Below are 26188 nucleotides of genomic sequence, written 5' to 3'. Positions count from 1 at the left end.
GTGCCAAAGGGCACTATTTTGGGGTCTTTCGCGGAAATCCCTGCCTGGCACCCGTGAACACGACTGCCAATGCGACCAGCGTGAGCGCTGCCGCGGCGAATCCAATCCCGGAGGGATCGCTCACCAACAGCATTTGCGCTCCGACGAGTGCCCCGGCGCTGATCCCGATGTTGAAGGTCGAATTGTGGACGGCAGCCACCGTGTCGGGGTGGTCGCGGGAGGCGCTCAGCGCCGCAGTGGTCACGTAGGACGGCACTGGCCCGTACAGCAGACCCCACACGATCACCACGGCCAGGGTCCAGCCCGGTGAGCCCCCGAGGAGGGCGATCGCCAGGAAGCAGCCGGTCATCACCAGCAGGGACAGCAGGAGCGCGGGCCGGAGCGCCGTGTCGGTGAAACGGCTGCACAGCAGCAGCCCCAGGATTCCGGCTCCTCCGTAGGCGAGGAGGGCGAACCCCACGTTGGTCGCGGTGAACCCGGACTGCAGCAGCACCGGCGTGATAAAGGTGTACAGCGCGAACTGGCCGGTCATCATTACCACTACCGCGACGATTACCCGCCGGAGGGCTGGCTCCGCGAGGGCTTCCCTCAGCTGCGTCCCACCGGATACCGCCGATCCGCGGATCGCTGGCATCACCACGGCTGCGCCCACCGCGAGCAGCAGCGCGATGATCGCCGCGCAGCCGAAGGACCACCGCCAGCCCACCGTGGCGCCCAGCCACGTGCTCAGCGGCACCCCGACCGCGATGGCGACGGCGTTTCCGGCGTTGACGAGGGCGACGGCTGCGCCCATCCGCCCCGGCGGCGCCAAGCGGGTGGCGTAACCGAACACCACCGCGAAGAACAGGGCGTGGCAGGCTCCCGCGAGTACCCGCCCGGTCAGGGCGATCGAATAGTCCTGCGCCAGGCACAGGACCACGTTGCTGATGCCGTAGCCTGCCAACAGGCCCACCAGCAGTGGCTTGCGCGGCAGAGCGCTGGTCCACGCGTTCAGGGGAATCGACGCGAACACCACCACGGCAGCATAGGCGGAGACCAACAGCCCGATCGATGACTCGGTGACGCCCAGATCCTCGGCCATCAGGGGCAGCAACCCGATGGGGAGTACCTCGGTGGCGACCGCAAGGAACCCGCCGACGGCTAGGAGCAGCATGGGCGGTTGAAGCAGTTTCTGCTGCGGCACGGGGTTGACCTTTCAGGCCGGGGATTCGGTCACCGACGTACCCAACTTAATGCACGAGACTTAACGCATGAGGACGACGACCCGTGGGTCGTCGTCCTCGTGCGTTACTGGTAGCTACCAGCCAGCGGGTGTTACCAGCTGGACTTGGTTACACCGGGCAGCTCGCCACGGTGAGCCATGTCGCGGAAGCGGACACGGGAGATACCGAACTTCTGGAGTGTTCCGCGGGGGCGACCGTCGATCTGGTCGCGGTTGCGCAGGCGCACTGGTGAGGCGTTGCGGGGAAGCTTCTGCAGGCCGAGGCGTGCTTCTTCGCGGGCTTCATCGGTTGCGTTGGCGTCAACCAGGGTCTTCTTCAGCTCGAGGCGCTTCGCAGCGTAGCGCTCAACAATTACCTTGCGCTGTTCGTTGCGGGCAATTTTAGACTTCTTAGCCATGTGATTAGCGCTCCTCTCGGAATTCGACGTGCTTACGGATCTTGGGATCGTACTTCATCAGAACCATGCGGTCCGGGTCGTTACGGCGGTTCTTGCGGGTCACGTAGGTGTACCCGGTGCCGGCCGTGGACTTCAGCTTGATGATCGGGCGTACGTCTTTATCTTTTGCCATTAGAGCTTCACTCCCCGGGCCAGGATCGACGCGACGACGGCGTCAATACCGCGCACGTCGATGGTCTTGATGCCGCGGGCAGAAACCTGCAGCGTGACATTGCGGCGCAGGGACGGAACCCAGTAGCGCTTCTTCTGGATGTTCGGGTCAAACCTGCGCTTGGTGCGGCGGTGTGAGTGGGAAATGCTGTGCCCAAAGCCCGGCTCGGCTCCAGTCACTTGGCAGTGAGCTGCCATGACGATCCTCCAAAGAGTTAAATGAAATGTACCTAGGTACCGGCAGTCTTACCCGCCTTGGAATGCGGCCAGGGGCGCCCAAAACGACAGCCGAGACTGTCGGGATTATTAGCGGTTTTCGCGCAACTTGAGCCCCTAACTACCGATTCCCCGGAAGATGATTCCCAGAAAATCGGAGCAATTGCGCACGCTCCGCCACCTGATGCCTTTCCATTCTAGGAGCTGGCGTCAGTTATGGCTAATCGCTGGTGGTGTCGCCGTCGCGATCGACTACCGTCACGGCGTCGTCGCTGCCGATCCGGGCGCCGTCGTCGAGCGTGGCACCGGAGTCAACGATCGAGCGGTGGACCCGAGCCCCTGACGGGACGACGATCCCGTCCAGCAGGATTGAATCGACGACGACGGCGCCAGCCTCCACCACGGTGTCGGGCCCGATCACGCTGTGGGTGACCTCACCGAAGATGCGGCTTCCGGGTGCCAGCATCGAGTCGGTGACGACCGCGCCCTTCCCCACGAACGCCGGTACGCGCCGGGGGCTGCCGGTGATGATGGGCCAGTCGGGGTCGTCGAACCGCAGACCATCGCCGTCGAGCAGTTCCATGTGGGCGCGGTGGTAGTTCTCGGGGGTGCCGAGATCCAACCAGTACCCCTCGAGGCGGTGCTCGACCACTGTTGAGTGTTCCACCAGGTGGGGCAGCAGCTGGTCCCCGTAGTCGTCGAGCCCGCCCTCTTCCTTCTCCAACAGTTCGAGGGTATCCAGCAGGTGCATGGCGTCGAACAGGAACACCTCGGTGGCGACCAGGTCGGTTTTCGGTGTGTCGGGCTTGTACTCGAAGCCGGTCACTGCACCCCCGGAAACCTCGACGACCCCGTGGGCGGAGGCGTCGCCGTCGAACCGTGTGGTGACGATCGTTGCGGTGGCCTTGGCGTCCAGGTGGGTCTGGACGACGTCGCGGAAGTCCAGCTGGTACAGGTGGTCGGCGCTGAGCAGCAGCACCAGGTCGGGGTTGAACTCCCTGATGAAGGCCGCCTGCCGGTACAGGCTGTCGGCGTTGCCGTCGGCGAACCCTTCACCGTCCCGTCCCTCGAACGGGGGCATCACCCGCAGCCCCCCGTTGGTCCGGTCGAGATCCCAGTGCCTGCCGTTGGCCAGGTGGTCGTTGAGCGAGTTCGGCTGGTACTGCTGCACCATCCAGACATCCGAAAACCCGCTGTGGTGCAGGTTGGACAGCGGAATGTCGATCAGACGGTAACTGCCGGCGACGGGCAGGGCAGGCTTGGCGCGCCTGTCGGTTAACGTTCCCAGGCGACCGCCCGATCCTCCGGCCAAGACGATGGCGAGGACTGAGGGTGGCTTCATGGTTGTGCTCCTGGTGAGGGTTGGTCGAGGATCCAGTGGGTGTCATCGAGACTGGCGAGGATCTTCTTCCCGATCCGCTCCAGGTCCCGGACGTCGTCGTCGGTCAGCGCGTCGAAGACCGCCTGCCGCACGTGCTCCACATGCTTGCGGGCGAGGACCTTGAGGTTCTCCATCCCGTCCCGCGTAATGGTGGCGGTGGTCACGCGGCCATCGACCGTGCTGGGGCTGCGGGACACCCAGCCGCGCCCCTCCAGTTTCTTCACCACGTGGCTGAGCCGGGACAGGGAGGCGTTCGACCGTGCCGCGAGGTCACTCATGGCGAGGGTCAGGTCGTCAGCCTCGGAGAGCATCGCCAGGACGTGGTAGTCGAACAGGGTGATTTTTGCCTGTCGGAACAGGTGCCCGTCCAGGGATCCCGGAAGGATGGTGGTGACCGCATAAAGCGCCAGCCAGGCCTGCCGCTCCTCGGGATTCAACCACCTGACACCATTCATCTGGTCATTCTGGCACACACCGCGCCCCCGGACCGCGCCCGCCTTGGCTTCGGCTGCTACTCCCACACCGGGCGGGTCAGCTCCGGGTACTTCGCGGTCAGCACATCCCCTGATGAGACGCCGCGCAGCCGGCGGCCCACCCAGGGCGAAAGGTAGTCCCGCGCCCACTGGGCGTCAGCCCGCAACTGGTTGATCCGCGAGGCGGCCGGCGCAGCGTCCAGTTCGGGCAGGTCGATCTCGTGGGAGGCCCTCAGCACTTCAAGGACCCGTTTGGCCATCAGGGTGTGGCCGGCGGAGGACATGTGCATCCGGTCGGTGTCCCAGTAACCCCAGTTCTGGAACTCCCTGAACCGCCAGTAGTCCACCACGTCGGCGTGGTGGCGGTCGGCGATTTCACGGACCAGTTCGTTGTAGATGGCGGTCCGGCCACGGGTCTTCCCGAACACCGCTGAGCCCACCGAGTCGAATCCAGTGAACAGCACGACGGCGGCCCCCGAGCCTGCCAGCCGGCCCACACCGTCGTCGTACGCTGACATCAGCGCGTCGATGTCGATCCGTGGCCGCAGGATGTCGTTGCCGCCGGCGTAGAGGGTGATCAGTGTGGGCTCCAGGGCGAGGGCCCGGTCCACCTGCTCATCGAGCACCTGGCGCACTTTCTTGCCGCGGACCGCGAGGTTCGCGTAGCCCCATGTACCGTCGGCGAGGATCAGCTGCTCGGCCACCCGGTCCGCCCACCCCCGCACCCCGTTGGGGCTGGCGGCGTGCCAGTCGCCGACACCTTCGGTAAATGAATCGCCAAGGGCCACGTAACGCTGAGAGAATTCCACTAGACGAGGCTACCTGCTCCCGCCGCGGGATAAGGTAGGTAGCAAGTATGCTGACAACTTCTTTTGTACAGCGTCCACCATCCCTCCCCCTCCATCCGAGAAGGACATCATGACCCAGCCCTCCGACACCCGGGCCAAGCGCGCCGCGTTGATCATCAACCCGGTCAAGAACACCGGCGCTGACATTCGTGCGATCGTCTCGGAGCTCTGCGCGGCTGAGGGCTGGGAAGACGTGCTGTACCTGGAGACCACCGTCGACGATCCTGGCCGCGGCCAGGCTCAGGAGGCTGTTGACGCCGGCGTCGACGTCGTCATTGCCGCCGGCGGTGACGGAACGGTACGCTGCGTCGCCGAGGTGGTGGCGGGCACGGGGGCCGCCCTGGGGCTGATCCCGCTCGGCACCGGAAACCTGTTGGCACGCAACCTGGACATTGCCGTCGACAATCCGGAGCAGGCCGCGAAAGCAGCCCTCTTCGGCACTGAACGCAACGTCGACGTCGTCCATGTGAAGGTTGACCGCGCCCAGGAGTCCCACGTGTTCCTGGTGATGGCCGGACTGGGCTTTGACGCGTCAATCATGGCTGACACCCGCGATGACCTGAAGGACAAGGTGGGCTGGCTGGCCTACGTCGACGCCGGCATCCGGAACCTGGGCGGTAAACCGGCCCGCACCCGGATCACACTCGACGGCGGCGAGACGATCACCCGCCGGCTGCGCAGCGTGATGGGCGGAAACTGCGGCAAGATCATGGGCGGCCTGGAGATCTTCCCGGGCGCCAAGATTGACGACGGGCTGCTGGACATCATGACCGTGGCCCCCCACGGCCGGCTGGGCTGGTTCGGCGTCGTGGGCAAGCTGTTCGCCCGGGGCAAGGGCAAGGACCCGTCGCTGGAGTACTTCCAGTGCAAGAGCGCCGAAATCCAGTTGGACGAGCCGCAGGAGATCCAGCTCGACGGGGACCCCCTCGGCAAGGGGACCCACATGGCCCTGCGCGTGGACCCGAACTCGTTGCGGCTGCGGATGCCCTACGGCAAGAAGGACCCAGCGGTAGTCACCAACCCCACTCCGTAAGCGGAAGGGGGCTACAGCCTGCTCTGGGGGTCCACTTTCTCGCCGTCGACCAGGAGTTCGAAGTGAAGGTGGCAACCGGTCGAGTTGCCGGTACTGCCGACCGCGCCGAGGTTCTGGCCCTTGGACACCTTGGCGCCGACGTTGACCCCGAGCACGCTCAGGTGGTTGTACGAGGTTTCCAGCCCACCGCCGTGGTCCACGACGATCCGCTGGCCTCCCCCGTAGGCGTGCCAGCCTGATTCGACCACCGTGCCGGCCCGCGAGGCCTGCACTGCGGTACCGCAGGCTCCGGCGTAGTCGGTTCCGGTGTGCAGTTCGTCGCCGAACCCGCCCATCGGGTTGACCCGGTACCCAAACGACGAGGCGATCGCTGCGCCCTTGATGGGGGCCGCAAACGCAATCTCATCGACGGACGTGGACAGCACAGTGGTCTTCGGGGCCTTGGTCGCGGCAGTGGCCTGCGGCGATTCCTTGCCGAAATCGATCACTGCCTGGGCATCGGCAGTGACGGGTGCGGCCACGGCGGGTCCGTCGCCAGCAGTGGGAGCCGCTGTGGGCGACATTTCCGGCGACGGGAAGAACGCGGTGAGGGCGATTCCCGCTGCTGCAGCGAGCGCGCCGGTGGCCAGTGCAGCTGGCCGACGGGTGGATGTGGACTGGGCGGGCGCGCGGCGGCGTCCGGACGTGACCGGCTGAAGCAAAACGATTACCTCTCTTGACGCCGGTGAGGATAGCTATCGGGTGCGAGCACGGGATGGCTCGGCCTACTGCTGCGGCTCCCAAAGGGGAGGTAAGGTCCGCGGAGGGCGACGGCGCTGTGGTCAGCCGACTGCCTGAAGGTGATCCTCCACCCCTGCCACGATGGATTGGGAGCCGGCTGCTGGCAGGGTCGGGCGTGCAGTCGGGGAGCCAAAAAGATGCGGTTGGCTCCCTCCAGCGTAGGCGAGTTACCAGAAAGTTACAATTTCGTTACTCGACTTGCGGCGCGGCGACTAGCTTAGTTCCGATCGTCCCTGTCGCCAGTACCCCATGAAGGCCACCTGCTTACGGTCGATACCCACGTCACGGACCAGGTAGCGCCGGAGCCCGCGCACCACCGCAGCCTCGCCGGCAATCCAGGCGTAGAACGGCAGCGCACCCGAGGGCCGGTCCGGGTTCAGCGACGTATTCAGGGTTGACGCGTTGAGCCGCTGCGGGGTTTCCCACAGGATCGTCTCGTCGATGTTGACTTCCTCGGGTTCCGGGCCGGCGGCGGCCGCCGCCGCAGCCGCGAGGGTCAGACCAGCCCGCGAACTCGGATCCACCCCGACGGCGAATGGCGTAGCCAGGGATACCCAGCCCGGCACCCGGACGGCGTCGCGCACCGCGGCGTCGAGAAGTTCCCCGTGGGGTCGCTGGCCACGGGCCAGCCAGGTGATTTCGACCGCTGACGAGGTGATCACGTCCTGAAAGTCGGCCGGATCCGGCACTTCGAGGAACGCATGTCCGCCGATGTCGGCCGGCAGGGATTCCAGGATGGCGCTGATGGCGGGCACGGCGGTCTCGTCACCGGCGAGCAGCACGTGCTGGGCCAGTCCGGGACGCCATTCGATGCCGCCGTAGGAGCCGGCAGTGGTGCAGGTGGCAGCGTGGATGTTCGGACCGATCATCCAGATCCGGTCGCCGGGGGTCGCTGCGGCGGCCCAGAGCGATGCCGGTCCCCCGTTGCCATCGGCGTCGAAGTGCATGACGAAGTCGACGTCGATCTCGGGCTCCTCGGCGTCGCACCGGGTTTCCCGGACCGTATAGGTGCGCATCGATCCACGCTCGGCGGGATCCATGGCGAGCCACTGCTGGTACCAGCCGGGCCCCTCGGTGGGCGTCTCGAGCAGTTCGCGCAGGTTCAGCCGGGGCGCGTCGTCGTCGCGGGTGGCGGGGATCATCATCTTGATCCGCAGGTCGAGAGTGGGGCCCTGGACGCCGAAGTCCCGGAGGTGGGCTCCCCCGAAGGTGATCCGCTGGAAGTTGTCGCTGAGGCGTTGGACCCGGGTGACGACGACGTCGAACGCCGTCACCGCCGCGACGGCGGACTCGGCGCGCTCGGCATTCCGCTGGCCCGGGCGGGCGGTACGGTTGCTGACTTCGGTCATGATGCTGCCTCCAGGTGGTGCGCGGACAGCGTGTCCTGCGGATTAGGCAGGAACCCCTGCCCGGTGGTCGATTCGGGTGCTGCGGGAGTGGTTCCGTCGCCGGAGTGATGCCTGCCGACCGGGACCACCATGGGAGTTCCGGACACGGGATCGGGGATGACCCGGCATTGCAGACCGAACACGGCGGTCACCGTTTCTTCGGTGACCACCTCGGCAGGGCTGCCCTGGGCGGCGATCCGGCCGTCGGTCATCGCGATGAGGTGGTCTGCGTAGCGGGCTGCGAGGTTGAGGTCGTGGAGCACGATGGCCACGGTGGTGCCATCGCGCCGGTTCAGGTCCGTGATGAGGTCGAGCACTTCCACCTGGTGGGTGACGTCAAGGAACGTGGTGGGTTCATCCAGGAGCAGGATGTCGGTCTGCTGCGCCAGGGCCATCGCGATCCAGACGCGCTGCCGCTGACCGCCGGAGAGTTCGTCGACGAACCGGTCCGCCAGTTCAAGGGTGTCGGTGGCTTCCAGCGCTGCGGCCACGGCGGCGTCGTCGTCGTCGGTCCACTGGCGGAACCAGCCCTGGTGCGGGTAGCGGCCGCGGCCCACCAGGTCGGCGACGGTGATGCCGTCCGGCGCTACCGGCGTCTGGGGCAGCAGGCCCAGGGTGCGGGCGACGGCCCGGGTGGAAAGCGAGTGGATGTCCTTGCCGTCGAGGCTGACGACGCCGGCGGACGGCTTGAGCAGGCGGGCCAGCCCGCGGAGCAGGGTGGACTTGCCGCAGGCATTGGCGCCGACGATCACTGTCACCTTCCCGGCCAGCAGTTCGAGGGTGAGGTCCTGGACCACTTTGCGGTCATCGTATGCGAGTGTCAGCTCGCTGGCTGTGAGTGCCATATCAGCCTCCCTGGCCTGAACGGTTGGCGGTCACGAGCAGCCAGAGCAGGAACGGTGCGCCGAGAACGCCCGTCACCACTCCGACCGGCAGTGAGACACCGGGAATCATGTTGGCTGCCACGAAATCGGCGGCGAGGACAATGACCGCGCCGACCAGGCCAGCGGCGGTGAGTGAGACGGCGCCCTTGACGAGACGGCGGGCAATGGGGCCGGCAAGGAAGGCGACGAAGGCCACCGGGCCGGCCGCAGCTGTGGCGACGGCGGCGAGGGCTACGCCCACGGTGATCAGGCCGAGCCGGGACGGCTCCACCTTCAGCCCCAGGCTGGCGGCCATGTCGTCGCCGAGTTCCAGTCCGCGCAGCCCGCGGGAGAGGACCGCCGCGGCGGGGATCAGGAGCAGCAGGGCCAGGACCAGGATGGTTGCCCGGTCCCAGTTGCTCGAGTTGAGGGAGCCGTTCAGCCAGACCATCGCGTCCGACGCGGTGCGGATGTCCGTGCGGGTCAGCAGGAAGCTGACCATCGCGTGCATGACGGCGGCGAACCCGATCCCCACCAGGATGAGCCGGTACCCGGCCACTGATCCGCGGCGTGAGAGGAAGTAGATCGCGCCGGCGACGGCCAGCGCCCCGATCAGGGCGGAGAGGGACACCGCCACGCCTGCTGCACCGAACAGCACCATCGCTGCGACCGCCGAGGCGCTGGCACCGTAGCTGATCCCAATGATGTCGGGGCTGGCGAGCGGATTGCGGAGCATGGTCTGGAAGATGGTGCCGGCCAGACCGAAGGCCACCCCGATCAGGACGGCGATGACCGCGCGGGGCAGTTTGTTCTCCATCACGATGAAGGTGGCCCCGGGGATGTCAGCGCCGCCGAGGATCCTGAAGAAGTCGGGAATGGTGACGGTGTAGCTGCCGAGCAGCACGCTGACGGCAAACAGCACCACGGTGATCGCGGCGAGGATCAGGATCATCCGGCGTCGTTGTGCCGACTGGTGGCGGCGGGCGCCGCTCAGGACGTCGTGGGTGTTCCTCACCGGGCCGGTCGGTGTGGCCGGCGGGGAGGTCTGCAGGGTCACAGCTGGGCCAGCTTCCGACGCCGGACCAACCAAATGAAGACCGGCGCGCCGATGACGGCGGTCATGATTCCCACCTGTACCTCGCCAGGCGGCAGGATCAGGCGGCCGACGATGTCGGCGCTGATCAGCAGCACCGGTGCGAGGACCACCGAGAATGGGAGGATCCAGCGGTAGTCGGGGCCGGTGAGGACGCGCACGATGTGGGGAATCACCAGGCCGACGAAGGCGATGGGCCCGGCCGCGGCGGTGGCCGCGCCGCACAGGATGACCACGCCGAGGGCGGCGACGCCGCGGGCCACCGCAACGTTCTGTCCGAGTCCGCGGGCGATGTCGTCGCCCAGGGAGAGGCTGTTGAGTGCCTTGCCGGTCGCCAGCGTCAGGAGGGTGCCGATGATCAGGAACGGCAGCACCGGAAGCAGGATGTCCCAGCCCCGGCCCGCCACGGTGCCCACCTGCCAGAACCGGAAACGGTCAAGAGTCTCCTGGTTGGACACCAGGACAGCGTTCATCAGGCTGCCCAGGCCAGCGGAAAGCGCGGCGCCAGCGAGGGCGAGTTTGATCGGTGTGGCGCCTTCCCGGCCCAGGCTGGCAATGGCGTAGACGACGACGGCGGCCAGCGCCGCACCGCCGAAGGCGAACCAGATGTAGCCGCTCACGTCGGCCACGCCGAACAGGTAGATGCCCATCACGATGGCGAGTGCTGCTCCCGCGTTGACGCCGAGGATGCCGGGATCCGCGAGCGGGTTGCGTGCCACTCCCTGCATGGCGGCGCCGGCGAGGCCGAGGGCGGCGCCCACCATCAGGCCGGTCACGGTGCGCGGAATCCGTGAATGGACCACCGCGTGGTCGCCGTTGGTGGGGTCGAAGTCGGTGAGCGCGGCGACCAGGACGTCGAAGCTGATGGGCCGGGACCCGAAGGCGAGGGACGCGGCGCAGACCAGGGCGAGCACGAGCATTGCCCCACCCAGCTTGAGCATCCGGTGTTGGCCGCGTGGCTTCGACGGGGTGGCGGGAGGGCTCTGCAGAGGCGCGGGTGCAGTCTGCACTGCCATGGCGCGCCTCCTTATCCGTCCGGACCGTCGATCGCCGGGAACCTAAACACCGACTCAAGTAAGGCTAGCCTAGGGTTACCTCCATTAGGAAACGGTTATGTTACTTAATTGGTGCTCTTCCGTGCGATTGCTTGACCGCACCGAGGCCCAGCGCGTGCAGGTTTCCCCGGGTACCGCGGACCGTCGTCGCCGTACCGCGGCGTGTTGCCCCAACACGCCGAAAGCCCCGCCAGAAGCCGGGAATTCCGGTACGGGCGGGGCCTTGATGTCTGACGTGGGGGGGCTTGGCATCCCACCCAGTAAGACTGTCGAACGGGCTAGGCGGGAGGCGTACCGTTTCCGAACGGTCGCCCGCCGAGGCGCTCCCGGCCGTGCTCGGTGTGCCAGTTGGCCAGATCCGGACCCTTGGGCACAATCCCCGTGGGGTTAATGTCCTCGTGCACGATGTAGTAGTGGTCCTTGATCTGGTCGAAGTCCACCGTGTCACCGAATCCGGGGGTCTGGAAAAGGTCCCGGGCGTAGCCCCAGAGGGCCGGCATCTCGGTGAGCTTGCTCCGGTTGCACTTGAAGTGGCCGTGGTAGACGGCGTCGAAGCGCACCAGCGTGGTGAAGAGCCTGACGTCGGCTTCGGTGATGGTGTCGCCGACCAGGAACCGCTGGTGGCTCAGACGTTCCTCAAGCCAGTCCATCGCGGCGAACAGCCGATCGTAGGCGTCGTTGTAGGCTTCCTGTGAACCGGCGAAGCCGCAGCGGTAGACCCCGTTGTTGACCTCGGTGAAGATCCTCTTGCTGACCTCGTCGATTTCGGCACGCAGCTTCTCCGGGTAGAGGTCGGGTGCACCTTCGCGGTGGAAGTCCTTCCACTCGGTGGAGAAGTCCAAAGTGATCTGCGGGAAGTTGTTCGTGACGACGGCGCCGCTCGGCACGTCAACGATCGCCGGCACGGTGATGCCGCGCGGGTACTCGGGGTCCCGCTTGAAGAATGCCTCCTGCAGGCGTTCGATGCCCAGGACCGGGTCGCGGCCGTCGGGGTCCAGGTCGAAAGTCCAGGACCGCTTGTCGTGGGTGGGGCCGGGAGTACCGAGGGAAATGGCGTCCTCGAGTCCGAGCAACCGGCGCACGATGATGGCGCGGTTGGCCCACGGGCAGGCGCGGGCCGCGATCAGCCGGTAGCGTCCGGCTTCCACCGGGTAGCCGTCCGCCCCGTCGCGGGTGATCCGGGTTTCGATGTAGGTGGTGTCGCGGTTGAATTCTTTGCCAGTATTTACGTAGGCGCCGCGCGTGCTGTGCTCGTTCTCAGTCATATCCTCAGCCTAATATCCCGCTGCGGGCTGTCGAACAGAACAGCCCGCGGTACGGGGTGGAGTTAATCACTGCGGGTGGGAACGACGCAGTGCCGGAAAGGGATCAGTCGTTCTTGCGGTGCTGGCTGGACTCGCGCTCGTACTTCCGGCGCAGTTCCCGGCCCTCGTCGATGTTCTCGAGTTCCTTGTCATGCTTCTTGCGGCTCATCGTGTCGTCCCGTGGGGGAAGCTGCAGGGTCTCCTCAGCTTCGATGCCTGCCTGCAGCTGACGCCCGCGCTCCAGTTCGGCGTCGAACTCGGCGCCGAAGAGGAGGGAGAGGTTGGCCAGCCAAATCCAGAGCAGCAAGACGATGACGCCGGCGATCGCCCCGTACGTCTCGTCGTAGCTGCCGAACCGTGAGACGTAGAAGGAGAATCCAGCGGTGGTGAGGCCGAGGACCAGCAGTGCCACAAAGGACCCCATGCTCATCCATTTGAACTTGGGCTGCTTCACATTGGGGGCGCCGTAGTACAGGACAGCAATCATCAGGACGGCGAAGAGCACCATGACCGGCCACTTGGCGATGTTCCACACCAGTAGGGCTGTGTCGCCGAGCCCGATCACGTTACCCACCGATTCGGCAATGGGACCGGAGAGGATCAGCAGCAGGGCCATCAGCACTACCAGCAGGAGAACAGTGGCGGTGATCAGCAGCATCACGGGGCGCAGCTTCCAGATCGGCCGGCCCTCCTCCACCTCGTAGATACGGTTCATTGCCCGGCTGAAGGCGTTCACATAGGCGGATGCGGACCAGAGGGCGCCGAGAATACCGATGACCAGGGTGAGGCCAGCACCCTGTGACGATGCGAGACCCCGGATGGTGTCTTCCAAAGTCTGGTTATCGGCGATTTCAGGTGCTACCCCTCCGAGGACGTCCAGGACCGTGTCGGTGGTGGTCTGAGCCTGCCCAAACACGCCGAGCAGCGAGACCAGGGCCAGCAGGGCCGGGAAAATGGCCAGCACCGCGTAGTAGGTGAGCGCAGCTGCCAGGTCGGTGCACTGATCCTTGCCGAATTCGCGGAGGGTGCGCTTGAACACGTATCCCCAGGCCGGCTTCTTCAGGTCGGAGGGACTATCCGGTTTCCGGTCGTCGTCGGGATGGGGTGCGTTCTGCGCCTTGTCCTGGGTTTGCGTTTCGGGGGAACCCGACGCCGGCCCGCTGCTCTGTGCCAATTGGTACCTCCACGTAGTCTGCTGCGCCCTCGACCAGATCGTAAGGACACTTACTAGTACATAAGCGTACCTAAGGATTACCGTTGAGGCATGGCCCTTACCCCTGAATCTTCTGCCGGACCCCTGCGCGTTGCGGTGATTGGTGCCACGGGCAACGTGGGAACCGCCGTGCTGCGCCGGTTGCAGCGTGCTGCCCTCGAGCGGCCGGGCGGTCTGGAGATCCTGGGCTTCGCACGCCGGACCCCCGACACCACCGTGGCACCCTATGCGGGTTGCCAGTGGCATGGGCTGGATGTGGGGACCGATGAGGGCCGACGCGACCTGACCGTTGCGCTCGACGGTGTCGACGCCGTCGTGCACCTGGCCTGGGCCATCCAGCCGAACCGCAACGAAGCGGCAATGCACCGCACCAACGTGACGGGCACCGCGAACGCCCTGCAGGCAGCAGCCGACGCCGGGGTCCGCCATTTCGTCTGCGCGTCCTCAGTCGGCGCTTACCTTCCGGCGACCAAGGGCCAGCGGGTGGACGAGGGCTGGCCACACGGCGGCATCAAGACGTCGCATTACAGCCGCCACAAGGGAAAGCAGGAAGCGCTCCTCGATGACTTCGCGGCGCGGCACCCGGAGACGGTCGTCACCCGCCTTCGCCCGGGGCTGATCTTCCAGCAGGATGCGGGCAGCGAGATCGGGCGATACTTCCTCGGCCCGCTGGTTCCGAAGTTCCTGCTGGACCGCCTTCGCCTACCCCTGCTGCCGATCCCTGAACAACTGGTCTTCCAGGCCGTCCACGCCGACGACGTCGCCGACGCGTACTGGCGGGCCGTGGATCGCCGCGTTCCGGGTGCATTCAACATCGCCGCCGAACCGATCCTCACCCCCACCCGACTGGCGTCCCAGTTGGGTGCCCGCCGGGTCGTGGGTCTTCCGGTGCGGCTGCTGCGCGCCGTCGTCGGGGTTTCCTGGGCGCTCGGCCTGCAGCGCACCGATCCGGGGTGGATCGATATGGCAACCCAGGCGCCGCTGATGGAGACGGATCGCGCCCGGACGCTGCTTGGGTGGGAGCCCGAGCACTCGTCACTCGACGCGATGAGCGCCGTGCTCACCGGACTCAGCGCGGGCGACGGCGTCTCCGCCTCGCCCGCCCTCAAGCCCCGGAACTGACTCCCACACCGTTCCCCGGCGCTACTCCTCCGGGCGGGCTATTGCTTTACAGCCCTACTCCTTCACGGCCCCGGCCGAGGCGTTCATGATCTTCTTCTGGAAGACGAAGAACACGATGGCCACCGGAATGGTCATCAGGGCCGCTGCCGCCAGCTTCAACGGGTACTGGGTTCCCTGGCTGAGCTGGCCCGACGCCAGCTGCGCCACGCCCTTGGTGAGGGTGGTCAGGGCGGGGTCCTGGGTGGAAATGATGAAGTGGTTCAGCTCATTCCAGGAGCCCTGGAAGGACAGGATGACAATGGTCATCACCGCTGGCCGGGCCATCGGCAACACAATCGACCAGAAGGTACGGAAGGTCCCGGCTCCGTCGACGCGTGCCTGTTCCTCGACGCTGGGCGGAATGGATTCGAAGAAGTTCTTCATGATGAAGACACCGGCAGCGTCAGCGAGCAGGGGCAGGATCATGCCTGCATAGGAGTCGTAGATGCCGAGCTGGTTGATCACCAGGAACTTCGGGATCAGCAGGACGACGCCGGGCACCGCCATCACTGCGACGAGCAGGGCGAACACCAGCCCGCGGCCGCGGAAGTTGATTCTGGCCAGCGCGTACCCGGCCAGGCAGTTGAAGAACACCCGCCCCGCGGTTACGAAGACGGTGACGATGAACGAGTTCCGGCCCCAGATGGGGAAGTCGGAGTTGGCGAACAGGGTTTCATAGGCGGCGAATGTCCAGTGCTGCGGGATCAGACCCAGCGGGTCCTGCGCCGCGTCGGGCTCGGTTTTGAAGGACGTGGCCACCTGGGTCAGGAACGGGAAAATGTAGATGATGGCCAGGATGATCAGCACCACATAGGAAATCCAGACGCCGCGGGTGACCTTCTTGCGGCGGTTCTTGATCCGCTGAGGGACCGGGGGCGCCGAGGAGGGCTCGGGTGCCGCGGATGGGGCTACGGTGGTGCTCATCGCCGGTCTCCTTCAGTGGTGCCAGTCTGATTGGTGCCGTCCGGGGTGGAGCCTCCCGGGCCGGTGCCACCGGGATCCCGGCCCTTCACGCGGTCCGCATGTCGGGCGCTGGATTGCGCTGCGGCGGCGGTTTTGGGGTCGGCGCCGACCGGGACCATGCGGCTTCGTTTGGGCACGTCCCGTTCCCTGAGCGCGTATCGCTGGAGGACGGTGAGCACCACGATGATGCCGAAGAGGATGAAGGCGATGGCTGCGCCTTCGCCCCACCGCTGGTTGTTGAAGGCGGAGTTGAAGGACAGGTAGGCCGGGGTCAGGGTGGTCTTCGCTGGTCCGCCCTGCGTGCCGACGTAGATCTGGTCGAAGACCTGCCAGGTCCCGATCAGCCCCAGGGTCAGGACGGTGAAAAGGGTGGGCCGCAGCATGGGCAGGGTGACCTGCCAGAACCGCTGCCAGGCGCTGGCGCCGTCGACCATTGCCGCTTCCTGCACTTCCCCACTGATGTTCTGCAGGGCTGCGATGAAGAGCAGCATGAAGGTGCCGGAGGTGGTGAAGATGGCCATCAGCACGAAGGCGCTCATCGCGACGGAGGGGCCGGCCAACCATTCCCAGCCGGGGATCCCCAGGAAACCGGGGTCCTGCAACCCGGCGGGCGCCTGGTTGAGGCCGAAGATCGAAAAGAGGATGTGGAAGATACCGCGGGGATCCTGGAACCAGTTCGGCCCGGAGATGGCGAAAAAGGACAGCACCTTGTTGACCACGCCGGTGGCGCTGAAGAGGAACAACCAGAGCACGGTGATCGCCACGGAGCTGGTGACCGAGGGGAAGTAGAAGGCGGTCCGGAACAGGCCACGGCCCTTGAGGACCTGCTTGTTCACCATCACTGCCAAGAACATGGCCAGCGCGGTCTGCAGCGGAACCACCAGCAGCACGTAGTAGAAGTTGTTGCGGATCGCGGTGCCGAAATCACGGGCGGCCAGTCCCTCACCACCAAGGATGGCGGAAAAGTTCTCCCCGCCCACGAACTCGACGTCGCTTCCGAAGGGGCTGCCGCGGCCGGTCCAGTCAGACATGCTGACCCACGCCGCCATGAGGACGGGAATGACCAGGAACAGGCCGAGGATCAGTACGACCGGGGAGATGAAGAGCCATCCGGTGAGGCCGGTGCGGCCCTGGATGCCCGTGCGTTTGCGGTACGCAGGAGGTGAATCCTTGGTGCCGGACGGCCTCTTTGCCGCTGTACGTCGTGCCACTGCGTCCTCGTTCTGTTACCCCGGGGTGAATTACGAAAGTGGTGAAATGCTGAGTGGTGAACTCTGGGTGGTACCGCAGGAGCACCCGATCTGTCGGACGGTCAGGGTGCTCCTGCGGTTGTTTGGGTGCCGGTTATCCGGCGTCCGCCACGACCGACTCCATGTCGGTCTGGAGGGTGTCCAGCAGCTGCTGGATGTCAGCGGTCTTGATCGTCTCGAGCTGGGCGTTCAGCTCCGCGAGAACGTCCGATGCGCCCTGTTGGGCTGGCAGGTTCTGGGCGTAGTCGCCACCGGCGATGAAGGCTGCGAGGTCTGGGTACTGGGTGGACCAGTCCTCGGCGGCCGACTGCAGCGACGGCATGACGCCGAAAGCCTCGGCGAAGCTGAGCTGGGTCTCGGCGGTGGTCAGGTGTGCGACCAGTTCCTTGGCACCCTCGATGTTGTCGCTGTCTGCGGCGATGCCCCAGCAGTTGGTGAACTGCAGGGTGCCGGGGCCGGCAGGACCCTCGGGGAGTTCGGCGACCTGGTAGTCGACGTCGGGGAAGTCGTTGCTCATCGCACCGGCAATCCAGTTGCCCTCGATCACCATAGCGGCCTGGCCCTTACCGAAGGCCTCGCCGCCCCAGCCCGAGCCGAGGTCCGAGGAGAAGGCGGCGACGCCGTCGTTCATCATCTGCTGGACAAAGGTGAGGCCCTCGACGTTCTCAGGGCTGTTGACGGTTGCTTCGCCGTCGGTGACGAGTCCGCCGCCGGCCTGAGCGGTGAAGACACCGAGGCGCTGGAACTCGGGACCGTAGCCGAGGCCGACGACGTCGTCGGTGGTCAGCTGTTCAGCCACTGACGCCAGTTCTTCCCAGGTGGTGGGCACGTCGTCCTCGCTGAGGCCTGCCTCTTCCCAGAGGGTGTTGTTGATGACCAGGCCCAGGGTGGAGAAGTCCTTCGGGGCGCAGTACAGCTGGTCCTCGTAGGTGAAGGCCTCCTGCAGGGCGGGGTAGAAGTCGTCCTTGTTTTCCAGGTCGTCGCCGTAGGGCTCAAGGGAGCCGTTGGCTGCGTAGCCAGCGAACAGGTCGGTCGAGACGTAGAAGACGTCGGCGGGCTCGCCTGACGCGAAGCCCTGGCTGAGCTGCTGGGGCAGGTCGGAGGCCACGCTGACGCTGGCGTCCATGCCGGACTCGGAGGCCCACGCGTCGACTGCCTCGGTGACCGAGGTGGTCTCGGCTTCGCCGGAGGAGCCGATCAGCACGGTGATCGGTGCGTCAGTTGCGCCTTCCGCCTCGGCTGATTCGCCCTCGGAGCCCGAGAATCCTGATCCGCCGCAGGCGCTCAGTGCCAGGGCTGCCGCGGCTGTCACAGCGACGGCGAGCGTCTTCCTGCGGGTGCGGAAGTTTCCAGTCTTCATTGTCTGTTTCCTCATTCTTTTGTTTATTTCGGGCTATCTAGGGGGATGGGCAGGTGGGTCATGCCAGCCAGCCGTCGCCGGCCAGCGGGTGTGGGAAGCGCTGCGCCAGGGTGGGCGTCAGCAGCAAGTGTTTGTCGGGGCGGCCGCTCGCCTCGTCGCCCGAGAGTGTGTGGGCGAGCACCCTGATGATGTGGCGCGCGGCGTCCTCGATCGGCTGGGCGATGCTGGACAGCCCGACGGCGGCCGCGACCGGTGTGTCGTCGAAACCGATCACGTCGGGGCTCGCGGGGGCCGGGTACCGGCTCCTGAAGGTGGACAAGGCCCCAAGTGCAAGACTGTCGCTGGCGCACACTACTGCGGTAGCCCCGGCAGCGATGACCTGCTCGGCGGCCCGCGCCCCCGCGGGGACGCCGTCGAATACCCGGAGGTCGAGCTGGTCGGCGGGAAGGCCCGCGGCCTGCAGTGCCCGTCGCCAGCCATCCCGGCGGTCATCGCCGGCTCCGGAGCCGGCAGGCCAGCCGATGAAACCGATTGCGGTGTGTCCCTGATCGATCAAAAGGCGGGTGGCTTGTTCGGTGCCGGCGCCGCCGTCGACGTCCACCCAGGGGTGCAGGGAGGTGAAAGGGTCCTCGGTGTCGCTCCAGGGGCGCCCAAAGGAGGCGAACGGAACCTCGTTTTCCAGCAGCCAGGCGGTCCGCTGGTCGCCGTGGTGGGTGCCGGTGAGGACAAATCCGTCAAGGTCGGCGACGTTGAGGAGGTCCTCGTACTGGCGGACCTCGTCGTCGTCGGTGGCGGCGCTGAACAGGGTCAGGCGGTAACCCTCCTCCTGTGCGGCCTCCGTCAGGGCGTGCAGGAAGCGGTCGAGGATAGATCCGTTGATGCCATCGACGACCGGCATCATCCGGATGCCGAGGTTCATCGAGCGGCGGGTCCGCAACTGCCGGGCGGCGGCGCTGGGACGGTACCCGCTTTCGGCGATGGCGTGCTCCACCCGCTCCCGGGTTTCCGGTTTGACGCGGTGGGGGGCGTTGATAACGTTGGAAATGGTCTGCCGGGACACGCCAAGGGACTCGGCCAGGCTGACCAACGTTGTCTTCGCCATTGCACTCCCTTGCGCTCCACACTCACGGCAGCTCTGGACCTACTGCCTGTTTACAACAATATGAACGTTCAAATATGATGTCAATCACTAAGTTGAACGATCAAATAACGTTTTGGCGATAGTGTCAAGGCGACAACACCCACTACCCAGGAGTTCATGTGGCCTACCGCCAGCCTTATCTGCACAACCTCTCCGGCGTTTTCAGCGCGCCGGTCCAGGCCTGGGCTGACGATCACGGGCAGATTCGCGGCCATGGCGCCCAGGGCATCCACTGCGGCGACGACCGCGTCCTCAAGCAGGCCATCCTGACCGTCAACGGGGAAGAGCCCGAGTGGGTCTCCACCCAGGTGCGATCGGCCAGCCGGGTGGATTACCTCTACTTCGTGCGCGTCCAGTCCCCCGTTGCTGACCCGTTGCTGTACCTCACCCGGTCCCGGATCGCCGATGCCGAGGGCATCAGCGAGGAGATCAGGATCGAGTCTGCCCACAGCTTCCTGGCCCACCTTGAGGTGCAGTGCCGCCTCGTCGCCGACAGCACCCCGATGGAAAAAGTGAAATCCGGTGCCGCCACCCAGGCCGATGTCACAGTCGTTGGCCCGCGGTGGAACTGGCGTGGCACCGACACCACCGTCGCGCTGGATGCGGGCGGCGCCCGCACCGAGTACGACGGCAACCGGATCAACCTCACGTGGGTAACCGAGGTGGAGCCGGGTGGCTCCGTCGTCCTGCCCTGGCGCGTCTCCCTGACAGACTCGGCAGCACCGATGGTGGCGCCGAGCACCGCTCCCCTTGAGGCCCCCCAGCTCAGCGAAGCGCGGCAGAACAGCCTGCTCCGCCAGTCCGTTTCCGACCTCAATGGGCTGCGGATGGCCACCGCTGACCAGCCGGAGGACACCTTTCTGGCCGCCGGCGCACCCTGGTTCTTCACCATGTTTGGACGCGATTCCCTGATCGCCGCGCGCATGCTGCTGCCGCTCGATACCGCTCTGGCGGGGAGCACCCTGCGGGCCCTGGCCTCCCGCCAGGGGGACACCACCGATCCGATGACAGCCGAGCAGCCGGGCAAGATCCTGCACGAGGTGCGGCGCGGCACACTCCAGTTCGAGGAGAACGGCACCGGGATCTCCCTGCCGCCGGTCTACTTCGGCACCATCGACGCCACTCCCCTGTGGATCTCGCTGCTCCACGACGCCTGGCGGGCGGGGCTGCCCACTGCCGAGGTGGAGGGGCTGCTCGACCACCTGGAGGCGGCGCTGGTCTGGCTTCGCGACCATGGCGATTCCGACGGCGACGGGTTCCTGGAGTACCTCGACACCAGCGGCCACGGCCTGGCCAACCAGGGCTGGAAGGATTCCGGGGACTCGATCCGCTGGCACGATGGCGCCCTCGCCGACGGGCCGATCGCCCTGGCGGAGGTCCAGGCGTACGCGTACGAGGCTGCGATGGGCGGCGCCGCACTGTTGGAGGCCTTCGGCCGTCCCGGCGCCGGCGACTGGCGTGACTACGCCACCAAGCTGGAGCTGCGGTTCCGCGAGTCGTTCTGGTGCAGCGACGAACTGGGCCCCTACCCGGCCATCGCACTGGACGCAGCCAAGCGCCCGGTCGACGGAGTGACCAGCAACATGGGGCACCTGCTCGGCACCGGGATCCTGAACCTCGAGGAGCAGGCAGCAGTGGTCCGCCGACTGATGGATCCGACCATGTTCTCGGGGTACGGCATCCGCACCGTCTCCACCACCAACGGCGGCTTCTGGCCCACCCGCTACCACGCGGGATCCGTGTGGAGCCACGACACCGGGATGATCATCAGCGGCCTGGTCAAGGATGGCTTCGCCGACGACGCACGCACCCTGGCGTCCGGACTACTCCGCGCAGCAGAAGGCTTCGACTGGCGGCTACCGGAACTGTTCTCCGGGCACTCCGCCGACGACGTCTGGCCGCCTGTCCCCTACCCGTCGTCCTGCCGCCCACAGGCCTGGGCTGCGGCGTCGGCGGTGCCGATCGTGACGGCCCTCGGAGGCTTCGCCTAACTCTTGGGGCTTTGCCCGGCAGGGGCTGGGATCAGTCGGTGAACGCGGCTTCCGCGTGGACCGCTTCCCAGCGCTGCCGCGGCAACGCGTCCCGGTGGTGGGTCTGCAGGAACACCACCATTGATTCGCGGATCAGGCACTTCAGGTCCCACAGGGCGTCGTTGTCGGCGGCACTGACCAGGACCCGGGCGCGCACCATACCGTCGGTGGCCTGTGTGATTTGCAGGGTGCTGGTGCGCCCGTCCCACAGTGTGGTGTCGTCGAGCACCGCGACCAGGTGTGCCCGCATCGATTCGATGGGGACCCGCCAGTCAAGGTCCAGGTCCACAGTGCCCAGCAGTTCGGAACGGCTCCGGGTCCAGTTCTCGAACGGGGTGGTGGTGAAGTAGGTGGACGGCAGGATGATCCGGCGGTCGTCCCAAACCTTGACCACCACGTAGGTCATGGTGATTTCCTCGACGGTGCCCAGCTGGTCCTCCACAAACACCGTGTCGTCGATACGCAGGGCGTCGGTGAAGGCCAGCTGCACCCCGGCGAACACGTTGGCGAGCGAGCTCTGCACTGCCAGGCCGGCGACGATCGAAATCAGTCCGGCCGAGGCCAGGATGCCCGCGCCGAGTGCCCGCACCTCGGGGATGGTGAGCAGCACGCTGGCCAGCGCGAGCGTGATCACCCCAGCCACGCCCACCCGGCGGGCCAGCATGATCTGCGTCTTGAGGCGGCGCATGCGCCCGTGGTCGCCCGCATCCTTGCCGTACTTGCGCAGCGCGACGGCCTCCACCACGAGCAGAAGCGAGACGATCAGCCACGCCACCGCCCCGATCAGGGCCAGCACCAGCGAGTAATCGACGGGCGGAAACCACGACGTGTCGCCGGCGGTCACACCGAGGGCTATCCGCACCCCAACGATTGCAAGCACCAGCCGCACCGGGTTTAGCGCCCGCCGGGACGCCCCCTGGATGGCTGGAACTTTGCGCAGGGTCCGCGCAGCGATCCGGCGCAGCAGCGCCGCCAGGATGACTGCCGCGAGCAGGGCCCCGACGACGGCAGCGACCGGGGCCAGGGTGTTCAGTAGTTCGTCCATGACCTCACGGTCTCAGATGGGTGTGGGTGCCTGTCCAGCCGGGCCGGGGAACTGTGGGCAGGCTCTCACCGCAAGCGCGTCACAAACGGGGATCAATACAGGAAGATGTCGAACCAGTCGCGGTTGTGGGCGTGAATCAGCACCAGGAACAGCACGAAGTCAAAGAGCAGATGCACCGCCACCACGTAGCTCAGGGACTGGGTCTTCTTGAAGATCCACCCCTGGACCAGGGCGAAGGGGTAGATCAGCAGCGGGCCCCACGCATGGAAACCGAGCTCCCAGAGGAAGGAGGTGAACAGGACTGCCTGCAACATGTTGGCCTGCCAATCGGCGAGGTGCCGACGCAGCAGGGTGAAGGCGGTGCAGATGAAGAACAGCTCATCCCAGATCCCCAGGACGTTGGTGCCGAGGAACAGCCGCGCCACCGTACTGCCGTCCGAGGCTGCGGGCCAGTTTTCATACACGCCGGTGGGAATCATGTAGACGGGCAACAGAAGATAGCCCATCACGACGACGGCGGCCAGGTACCAGCGTTCGGTCCGGGTCCACTTCTGGCCGGTGAGTACCGGGAACCGGATGGCGTGGTCCTTGAACACAAACCGGGAGATCGAATACGGCAGGCCCACGGCGAAGAACATGGCCGTGCCCATGATCAGCATGTGGCTGAAGCTGATGTCGGTGGTGATCGGCACCAGGGACATGATCACCAGGCCCAGCGCCAGCAGGCCCAGATCCTTGAACAGCTGCCGTCCGATGAAGAACGCCGACACCAGCGCCGCAGCGAGCAGCAGGTAGCCCAGCCACCGCTCGTCCAGCCCGAACATGGCAAATCCCGAGGCCGCGACCAGCACCGCCGGGATCAGGTTCGCTGCGGTCTTTTGGGTCTGACGTAAGGCGGCCGGCTGGGTAGTCATACCCAAGAGATTACCTAAGCTGGCCCGCGGGACGGGAGTTTGGAGCCGTTTGGCGCTATACAGGAAGCACTACCGTACGCCTGTCCAACCAGTCACCAGGAGTAACTCATGGAATACGACTTCGACGTCCTGATCGTGGGGGCCGGACCGGCGGGGATGGCCGCAGCCGTGCGAGCGGCGGAGCTGGGGGCCCGCGTTGCGGTGGTGGAGCGGGCGCGGCTCGGCGGCACCTGCGTGAACTCCGGCTGTGTGCCCACCCGGGTCCTGGCGAAAACCGCCCGGCTGTACCGGGAAGTGCGCACCGCCTACGACTACGGGATCGTCGTCGCTGAACCGGCCGTCGACTGGCAGCAGATCGTCCGGCGGGTCCGGTCGACGGTGGACCGGGTGCTCGCGGCGAAGGATTACGACGCCGTCGCCCGCCGGCTGGGCATCGAGCTACTGACCGGCAACGCGACCTTCACCGGCCCGCACACCCTGGACGTCGCAGGCCGGAGCGCGACCGCCGGTTCGGTGATCCTCGGCGTCGGCGGCAACGCACGCTGGCTACCCATCCCCGGGGCGGAGCACGCGGTGCTTCCACCCGAGGTGCTCGACCTCCCGACCCTGCCGCGCACCCTCGCGATCATCGGCGGCGGCCACACGGGTGCGCAGCTTGCCACCATCTTCCATGCCCTCGGCACCCGGGTGCTGCTGCTGGATCTGGCGCCGCGGATCCTCACCACCGAGGACGCTGACGTGTCCGCCGCCGTCACCGACGGCTTCCGGACCCGCGGGGTGCGGGTGGAGACGGGGATCGCCGGGATCGACAAGATCGACAGGGACGACGACGGTGCGCTGCACCTCCACTGGCGCAACGCCGCCGGCGACCACGTCGAGGTGCTCGACGCCGTGGTGATGGCTGCGGGTTGGCCGGCGAACACCGAAGGTCTGGGGCTGGACGCCGCTGGCGTCGAGGCGCACCGGAACGCGATCCCGGTGGACGAATATCTACGCACCAACGTGGAGCATATCTTCGTGGCAGGAGACGCGAACGGCTCCAGCATGCTGGTGCAGGCAGCTGTCTTCGAGGGTGAGACGGCGGCGGAGAACGCCGTGCTGGGGACGCAGCGGACCACCCCGCACCACCTGCTGCCCGCCGGCGGGTTCACCGATCCCGACTACGCCGGGGTGGGACTCACCGAGGAGGCGGCCCGGGTGCGCGACCGGGAGGCGGGCGTCGTCGTCGTGCCCTACGGCGACGTTGAACGACCGATCATCGATGACCGCGAACAGGGTTTCCTGAAACTGGTGGTGGATCGGCATCGTGAGCTGATTCTGGGTGCGCACGCGGTGGGCGAGAATGCCGTCGAAGTGATCCAGGCGGTCGCGGCAGCGATGGCGGCCGGCACCGACGTGGCGACGCTGGCCCGCGTGAAGTTCGCCTATCCGACGTACACGGCAATCATCGGTGAGGCGGCGCGCGCAGCCCTGCGGCGTGAGGCTGCGAGGTAGCATCAGCGGATGACACAGGAACCGGGCAAGGTGCGGAGAGTTCTCGACTTCATTGGGATCACTGAGTCACGGGCCCACCAGGAGAGTCATCCGGTCGGCTCCCGCCAGTGGTGGGTCTACACGGCGGGCGTCGCCGTCGCCGTCGGCGTATTCGTTTCGCTGGCCCTGCTGGTCCTGAACCTGACCGGGTTGGTCTCCTAGCCGACGGGCTGCTGGTCGCGTGGCGCAGTGTTACGCGCGTCCCGACGCCGCCAGTAGGCGGCCAGCACCGCACCGGAGACGTTGTGCCAGATGGAGAAGATGGCGCCGGGCAGCGCGGCCTCGGGGGTCAGGTACTGGCGGGCGAGGCCAGCGGCGAGACCGGAGTTCTGCATGCCGACCTCGATCGCCGTGGTCCGCCGCGAGGCGATCGGCAGTTTGAACAGGCGTGCGGCGCCGTAGCCCAGCGCGTACCCCAGGCCGTTGTGTGCGATGACGGCCACCAGAACCAGCAGTCCAGCCGAGAAGATGATCCCGGCACTTCCGGAGACCACCGCGATGACCACGAGGGTGATCGCTCCGACCGACAGCCAGGGCAGTGCCGGGAGACATGTGGCGACTACCCCGGGCAGGAAGCGGCGCACCACCAGACCCAGCAGGACGGGAAGCAGGACAATCTGCACAATCGAGAAGGCCATCGAGCCGGCGTCGACCGGCATGTACTGGCCGGCGAGCCAGAGCGCCAGCACCGGGGTGAACAGGGGCGCGATCAGGGTCGATACCGAGGTCATGGCCACCGACAGGGCAACGTCGCCCTTCGCCAGGTAGGCGACCACGTTGGAGGCAGTGCCGCCAGGGCAACATCCCACCAGGATCACCCCGGCCGCCAACGCCGGCGGCAACCCCAGCGCGGCTGCAATGAGCCAGCCGAGCAGCGGCATGATCATGAACTGGGCCACCACACCGATGACGACCGGGATGGGGCGTTTGGCGATCAGCGCGAAGTCCGGCGGGGTGAGCGTCAGCCCCATCCCGAACATGATCAGCCCGAGCAGCGGGTTGATCCAGGGTCCCATTCCTGCGAAAGTCCCCGGTGTCAGGACAGCCACCGCGCCGCCCGCGAGAATCAGCAGCGGAAACAACGTGACGGCGATCCGGGCGCTGCGTTCCTCGGCCTCAGGGTCGGCTGAAGTAGGCGGTGTCTGGGGTGCGGAAGGGGATGCAGGCATATCTAAGGATCTACCACGCCCGCTCTGGCCGCACGCAATTGCCCGGTCATTGTGAACGGCTGTGCTGCTAGGGTTGGATCATTCCGAAACTGCACAGGGGACTTACCATTCTTTGTTGTGGGGCATGAACCCGCTGCCTCACTGG

At 66.5% G+C, this 26188-nt stretch carries 26 protein-coding genes; 5 read left to right on the top strand and 21 right to left on the bottom strand.

The features are described 5' to 3' along the window. Positions 1–13: 13 nt before the first annotated feature. From HMI57_RS04035 to HMI57_RS04005, 7 genes are all read right to left on the bottom strand, one after another. Positions 14–1183: an MFS transporter gene (locus HMI57_RS04035; RefSeq protein WP_171584609.1), complete on the bottom strand. Its 1170-nt coding sequence runs from the start codon at positions 1181–1183 to the stop codon at positions 14–16. Positions 1184–1314: 131 nt separating this feature from the next. Continuing rightward, positions 1315–1620 (bottom strand): 30S ribosomal protein S14, encoded by a 306-nt coding sequence (rpsN, locus tag HMI57_RS04030; protein WP_171584607.1) that lies wholly within the window; start codon positions 1618–1620, stop codon positions 1315–1317. Between the two features lie 4 nt (positions 1621–1624). Next, entirely contained in the window at positions 1625–1792 is a 168-nt protein-coding gene (gene rpmG, locus HMI57_RS04025; RefSeq protein ID WP_019481734.1) for a 50S ribosomal protein L33, read from the bottom strand. Further along, positions 1792–2028 carry a 50S ribosomal protein L28 gene (gene rpmB / locus HMI57_RS04020; protein ID WP_019481733.1) on the bottom strand — a complete coding sequence of 79 codons (237 nt, stop codon included), beginning with the start codon at positions 2026–2028 and terminating at the stop codon, positions 1792–1794. The genes rpmG and rpmB overlap by 1 nt, the downstream gene beginning before the upstream one ends. 238 nt (positions 2029–2266) lie before the next feature. Next, complete coding sequence (locus tag HMI57_RS04015) at positions 2267–3388, bottom strand: sugar phosphate nucleotidyltransferase (RefSeq protein WP_171584606.1); 1122 nt, start codon at positions 3386–3388, stop codon at positions 2267–2269. Then, complete coding sequence (locus HMI57_RS04010) at positions 3385–3882, bottom strand: MarR family transcriptional regulator (protein WP_171584605.1); 498 nt, start codon at positions 3880–3882, stop codon at positions 3385–3387. Before HMI57_RS04010 ends, HMI57_RS04015 begins: the two co-directional genes overlap by 4 nt. Positions 3883–3938: 56 nt before the next feature. Further along, the gene (locus HMI57_RS04005) at positions 3939–4709 is read right to left on the bottom strand and encodes a GDSL-type esterase/lipase family protein (protein ID WP_171584603.1); all 771 of its coding nucleotides are present in this window, start codon (positions 4707–4709) and stop codon (positions 3939–3941) included. A gap of 109 nt (positions 4710–4818) precedes the next feature. Between HMI57_RS04005 and HMI57_RS04000 the strand changes: the two genes are divergently transcribed. After that, positions 4819–5781, top strand: a complete 963-nt coding sequence (locus HMI57_RS04000) for a diacylglycerol kinase family protein (RefSeq protein WP_171584602.1) — start codon at positions 4819–4821, stop codon at positions 5779–5781. An 11-nt stretch (positions 5782–5792) separates the two neighbouring features. On the opposite strand, the gene HMI57_RS19000 is transcribed toward HMI57_RS04000, so the two are convergent. The 7 genes from HMI57_RS19000 to HMI57_RS03965 form a co-directional block, all read right to left on the bottom strand. After that, positions 5793–6482 carry a M23 family metallopeptidase gene (locus HMI57_RS19000; protein ID WP_228720907.1) on the bottom strand — a complete coding sequence of 230 codons (690 nt, stop codon included), beginning with the start codon at positions 6480–6482 and terminating at the stop codon, positions 5793–5795. Positions 6483–6773: 291 nt separating this feature from the next. Beyond that, complete coding sequence (locus HMI57_RS03990) at positions 6774–7910, bottom strand: siderophore-interacting protein (RefSeq protein WP_171584600.1); 1137 nt, start codon at positions 7908–7910, stop codon at positions 6774–6776. Further along, entirely contained in the window at positions 7907–8794 is an 888-nt protein-coding gene (locus HMI57_RS03985; RefSeq protein WP_171584598.1) for an ABC transporter ATP-binding protein, read from the bottom strand. Before HMI57_RS03985 ends, HMI57_RS03990 begins: the two co-directional genes overlap by 4 nt. 1 nt (position 8795) lies before the next feature. After that, complete coding sequence (locus HMI57_RS03980) at positions 8796–9764, bottom strand: iron chelate uptake ABC transporter family permease subunit (RefSeq protein WP_171584701.1); 969 nt, start codon at positions 9762–9764, stop codon at positions 8796–8798. 101 nt (positions 9765–9865) lie between these two features. After that, on the bottom strand, positions 9866–10846 hold the full coding sequence (locus HMI57_RS03975) for an iron chelate uptake ABC transporter family permease subunit (RefSeq protein WP_228720925.1): 981 nt from the start codon (positions 10844–10846) through the stop codon (positions 9866–9868). Positions 10847–11238: 392 nt separating this feature from the next. Further along, positions 11239–12225 carry a glutathione S-transferase C-terminal domain-containing protein gene (locus HMI57_RS03970; RefSeq protein WP_171584596.1) on the bottom strand — a complete coding sequence of 329 codons (987 nt, stop codon included), beginning with the start codon at positions 12223–12225 and terminating at the stop codon, positions 11239–11241. A gap of 103 nt (positions 12226–12328) precedes the next feature. Further along, entirely contained in the window at positions 12329–13438 is a 1110-nt protein-coding gene (locus HMI57_RS03965) for a YihY/virulence factor BrkB family protein (RefSeq protein WP_171584595.1), read from the bottom strand. A 123-nt stretch (positions 13439–13561) separates the two neighbouring features. Between HMI57_RS03965 and HMI57_RS03960 the strand changes: the two genes are divergently transcribed. Then, the gene (locus tag HMI57_RS03960) at positions 13562–14599 is read left to right on the top strand and encodes an NAD-dependent epimerase/dehydratase family protein (protein WP_171584700.1); all 1038 of its coding nucleotides are present in this window, start codon (positions 13562–13564) and stop codon (positions 14597–14599) included. 54 nt (positions 14600–14653) lie between these two features. Here the strand turns inward: HMI57_RS03960 and HMI57_RS03955 are convergent, their stop codons facing one another. From HMI57_RS03955 to HMI57_RS03940, 4 genes are all read right to left on the bottom strand, one after another. Continuing rightward, positions 14654–15562, bottom strand: coding sequence for a carbohydrate ABC transporter permease (locus HMI57_RS03955; RefSeq protein WP_171584594.1), 909 nt, complete (start codon positions 15560–15562; stop codon positions 14654–14656). Beyond that, the gene (locus tag HMI57_RS03950) at positions 15559–16737 is read right to left on the bottom strand and encodes a sugar ABC transporter permease (RefSeq protein ID WP_346655132.1); all 1179 of its coding nucleotides are present in this window, start codon (positions 16735–16737) and stop codon (positions 15559–15561) included. The genes HMI57_RS03955 and HMI57_RS03950 overlap by 4 nt, the downstream gene beginning before the upstream one ends. A gap of 208 nt (positions 16738–16945) precedes the next feature. Further along, a complete protein-coding gene (locus HMI57_RS03945) occupies positions 16946–18211 on the bottom strand; it encodes an extracellular solute-binding protein (RefSeq protein ID WP_171584592.1) in 1266 nt (421 codons plus the stop codon). A gap of 58 nt (positions 18212–18269) precedes the next feature. Further along, positions 18270–19313 (bottom strand): substrate-binding domain-containing protein, encoded by a 1044-nt coding sequence (locus HMI57_RS03940; protein ID WP_171584591.1) that lies wholly within the window; start codon positions 19311–19313, stop codon positions 18270–18272. 158 nt (positions 19314–19471) lie between these two features. On the opposite strand from HMI57_RS03940, the gene HMI57_RS03935 reads away from it, so the two are divergent. Beyond that, positions 19472–21343, top strand: coding sequence for a glycogen debranching N-terminal domain-containing protein (locus HMI57_RS03935; RefSeq protein ID WP_171584589.1), 1872 nt, complete (start codon positions 19472–19474; stop codon positions 21341–21343). Positions 21344–21374: 31 nt separating this feature from the next. Here HMI57_RS03935 and HMI57_RS03930 read toward each other — a convergent pair whose 3' ends face one another. Together HMI57_RS03930 and HMI57_RS03925 are read right to left on the bottom strand one after the other, a co-directional pair. Further along, positions 21375–22427 carry a mechanosensitive ion channel domain-containing protein gene (locus tag HMI57_RS03930; protein ID WP_171584588.1) on the bottom strand — a complete coding sequence of 351 codons (1053 nt, stop codon included), beginning with the start codon at positions 22425–22427 and terminating at the stop codon, positions 21375–21377. A gap of 92 nt (positions 22428–22519) precedes the next feature. Next, on the bottom strand, positions 22520–23341 hold the full coding sequence (locus HMI57_RS03925) for a CPBP family intramembrane glutamic endopeptidase (RefSeq protein WP_171584587.1): 822 nt from the start codon (positions 23339–23341) through the stop codon (positions 22520–22522). A 108-nt stretch (positions 23342–23449) separates the two neighbouring features. Between HMI57_RS03925 and HMI57_RS03920 the strand changes: the two genes are divergently transcribed. Both HMI57_RS03920 and HMI57_RS03915 read left to right on the top strand, forming a co-directional pair. Beyond that, positions 23450–24835: an NAD(P)/FAD-dependent oxidoreductase gene (locus HMI57_RS03920; protein ID WP_171584586.1), complete on the top strand. Its 1386-nt coding sequence runs from the start codon at positions 23450–23452 to the stop codon at positions 24833–24835. A 9-nt stretch (positions 24836–24844) separates the two neighbouring features. After that, a complete protein-coding gene (locus tag HMI57_RS03915) occupies positions 24845–25036 on the top strand; it encodes a hypothetical protein (RefSeq protein ID WP_171584585.1) in 192 nt (63 codons plus the stop codon). On the opposite strand, the gene HMI57_RS03910 is transcribed toward HMI57_RS03915, so the two are convergent. After that, positions 25033–26043: a bile acid:sodium symporter family protein gene (locus tag HMI57_RS03910; RefSeq protein WP_171584584.1), complete on the bottom strand. Its 1011-nt coding sequence runs from the start codon at positions 26041–26043 to the stop codon at positions 25033–25035. The two genes, HMI57_RS03915 and HMI57_RS03910, sit on opposite strands and share 4 nt — an antisense overlap. Positions 26044–26188 lie beyond the last annotated feature (145 nt).

Origin of the sequence: Arthrobacter sp. 260 (genome assembly GCF_013116745.1) — a bacterium.
Lineage (GTDB): Bacteria > Actinomycetota > Actinomycetes > Actinomycetales > Micrococcaceae > Arthrobacter_D.
The sequence above is the reverse complement of the archived record's forward strand: the minus strand, read 5'-3'. Positions and strand labels throughout refer to the sequence as shown.

Bases quoted from the DNA above. Each gene is read 5' to 3' on its own strand.
- rpmB (WP_019481733.1), bottom strand. From the start codon at position 2,028: ATGGCAGCTCACTGCCAAGTGACTGGAGCCGAGCCGGGCTTTGGGCAC.
- HMI57_RS03980 (WP_171584701.1), bottom strand. From the start codon at position 9,764: ATGATCCTGATCCTCGCCGCGATCACCGTGGTGCTGTTTGCCGTCAGC.
- HMI57_RS03990 (WP_171584600.1), bottom strand. From the start codon at position 7,910: ATGACCGAAGTCAGCAACCGTACCGCCCGCCCGGGCCAGCGGAATGCC.
- rpsN (WP_171584607.1), bottom strand. From the start codon at position 1,620: ATGGCTAAGAAGTCTAAAATTGCCCGCAACGAACAGCGCAAGGTAATT.
- HMI57_RS04000 (WP_171584602.1), top strand. From the start codon at position 4,819: ATGACCCAGCCCTCCGACACCCGGGCCAAGCGCGCCGCGTTGATCATC.
- HMI57_RS03930 (WP_171584588.1), bottom strand. From the start codon at position 22,427: ATGGACGAACTACTGAACACCCTGGCCCCGGTCGCTGCCGTCGTCGGG.
- HMI57_RS03910 (WP_171584584.1), bottom strand. From the start codon at position 26,043: ATGCCTGCATCCCCTTCCGCACCCCAGACACCGCCTACTTCAGCCGAC.
- HMI57_RS04010 (WP_171584605.1), bottom strand. From the start codon at position 3,882: ATGAATGGTGTCAGGTGGTTGAATCCCGAGGAGCGGCAGGCCTGGCTG.
- HMI57_RS03955 (WP_171584594.1), bottom strand. From the start codon at position 15,562: ATGAGCACCACCGTAGCCCCATCCGCGGCACCCGAGCCCTCCTCGGCG.
- HMI57_RS03915 (WP_171584585.1), top strand. From the start codon at position 24,845: ATGACACAGGAACCGGGCAAGGTGCGGAGAGTTCTCGACTTCATTGGG.
- HMI57_RS03975 (WP_228720925.1), bottom strand. From the start codon at position 10,846: ATGCTCAAGCTGGGTGGGGCAATGCTCGTGCTCGCCCTGGTCTGCGCC.
- HMI57_RS03920 (WP_171584586.1), top strand. From the start codon at position 23,450: ATGGAATACGACTTCGACGTCCTGATCGTGGGGGCCGGACCGGCGGGG.
- HMI57_RS03940 (WP_171584591.1), bottom strand. From the start codon at position 19,313: ATGGCGAAGACAACGTTGGTCAGCCTGGCCGAGTCCCTTGGCGTGTCC.
- HMI57_RS04015 (WP_171584606.1), bottom strand. From the start codon at position 3,388: ATGAAGCCACCCTCAGTCCTCGCCATCGTCTTGGCCGGAGGATCGGGC.
- HMI57_RS03925 (WP_171584587.1), bottom strand. From the start codon at position 23,341: ATGACTACCCAGCCGGCCGCCTTACGTCAGACCCAAAAGACCGCAGCG.
- rpmG (WP_019481734.1), bottom strand. From the start codon at position 1,792: ATGGCAAAAGATAAAGACGTACGCCCGATCATCAAGCTGAAGTCCACG.
- HMI57_RS03945 (WP_171584592.1), bottom strand. From the start codon at position 18,211: ATGAAGACTGGAAACTTCCGCACCCGCAGGAAGACGCTCGCCGTCGCT.
- HMI57_RS03970 (WP_171584596.1), bottom strand. From the start codon at position 12,225: ATGACTGAGAACGAGCACAGCACGCGCGGCGCCTACGTAAATACTGGC.
- HMI57_RS03985 (WP_171584598.1), bottom strand. From the start codon at position 8,794: ATGGCACTCACAGCCAGCGAGCTGACACTCGCATACGATGACCGCAAA.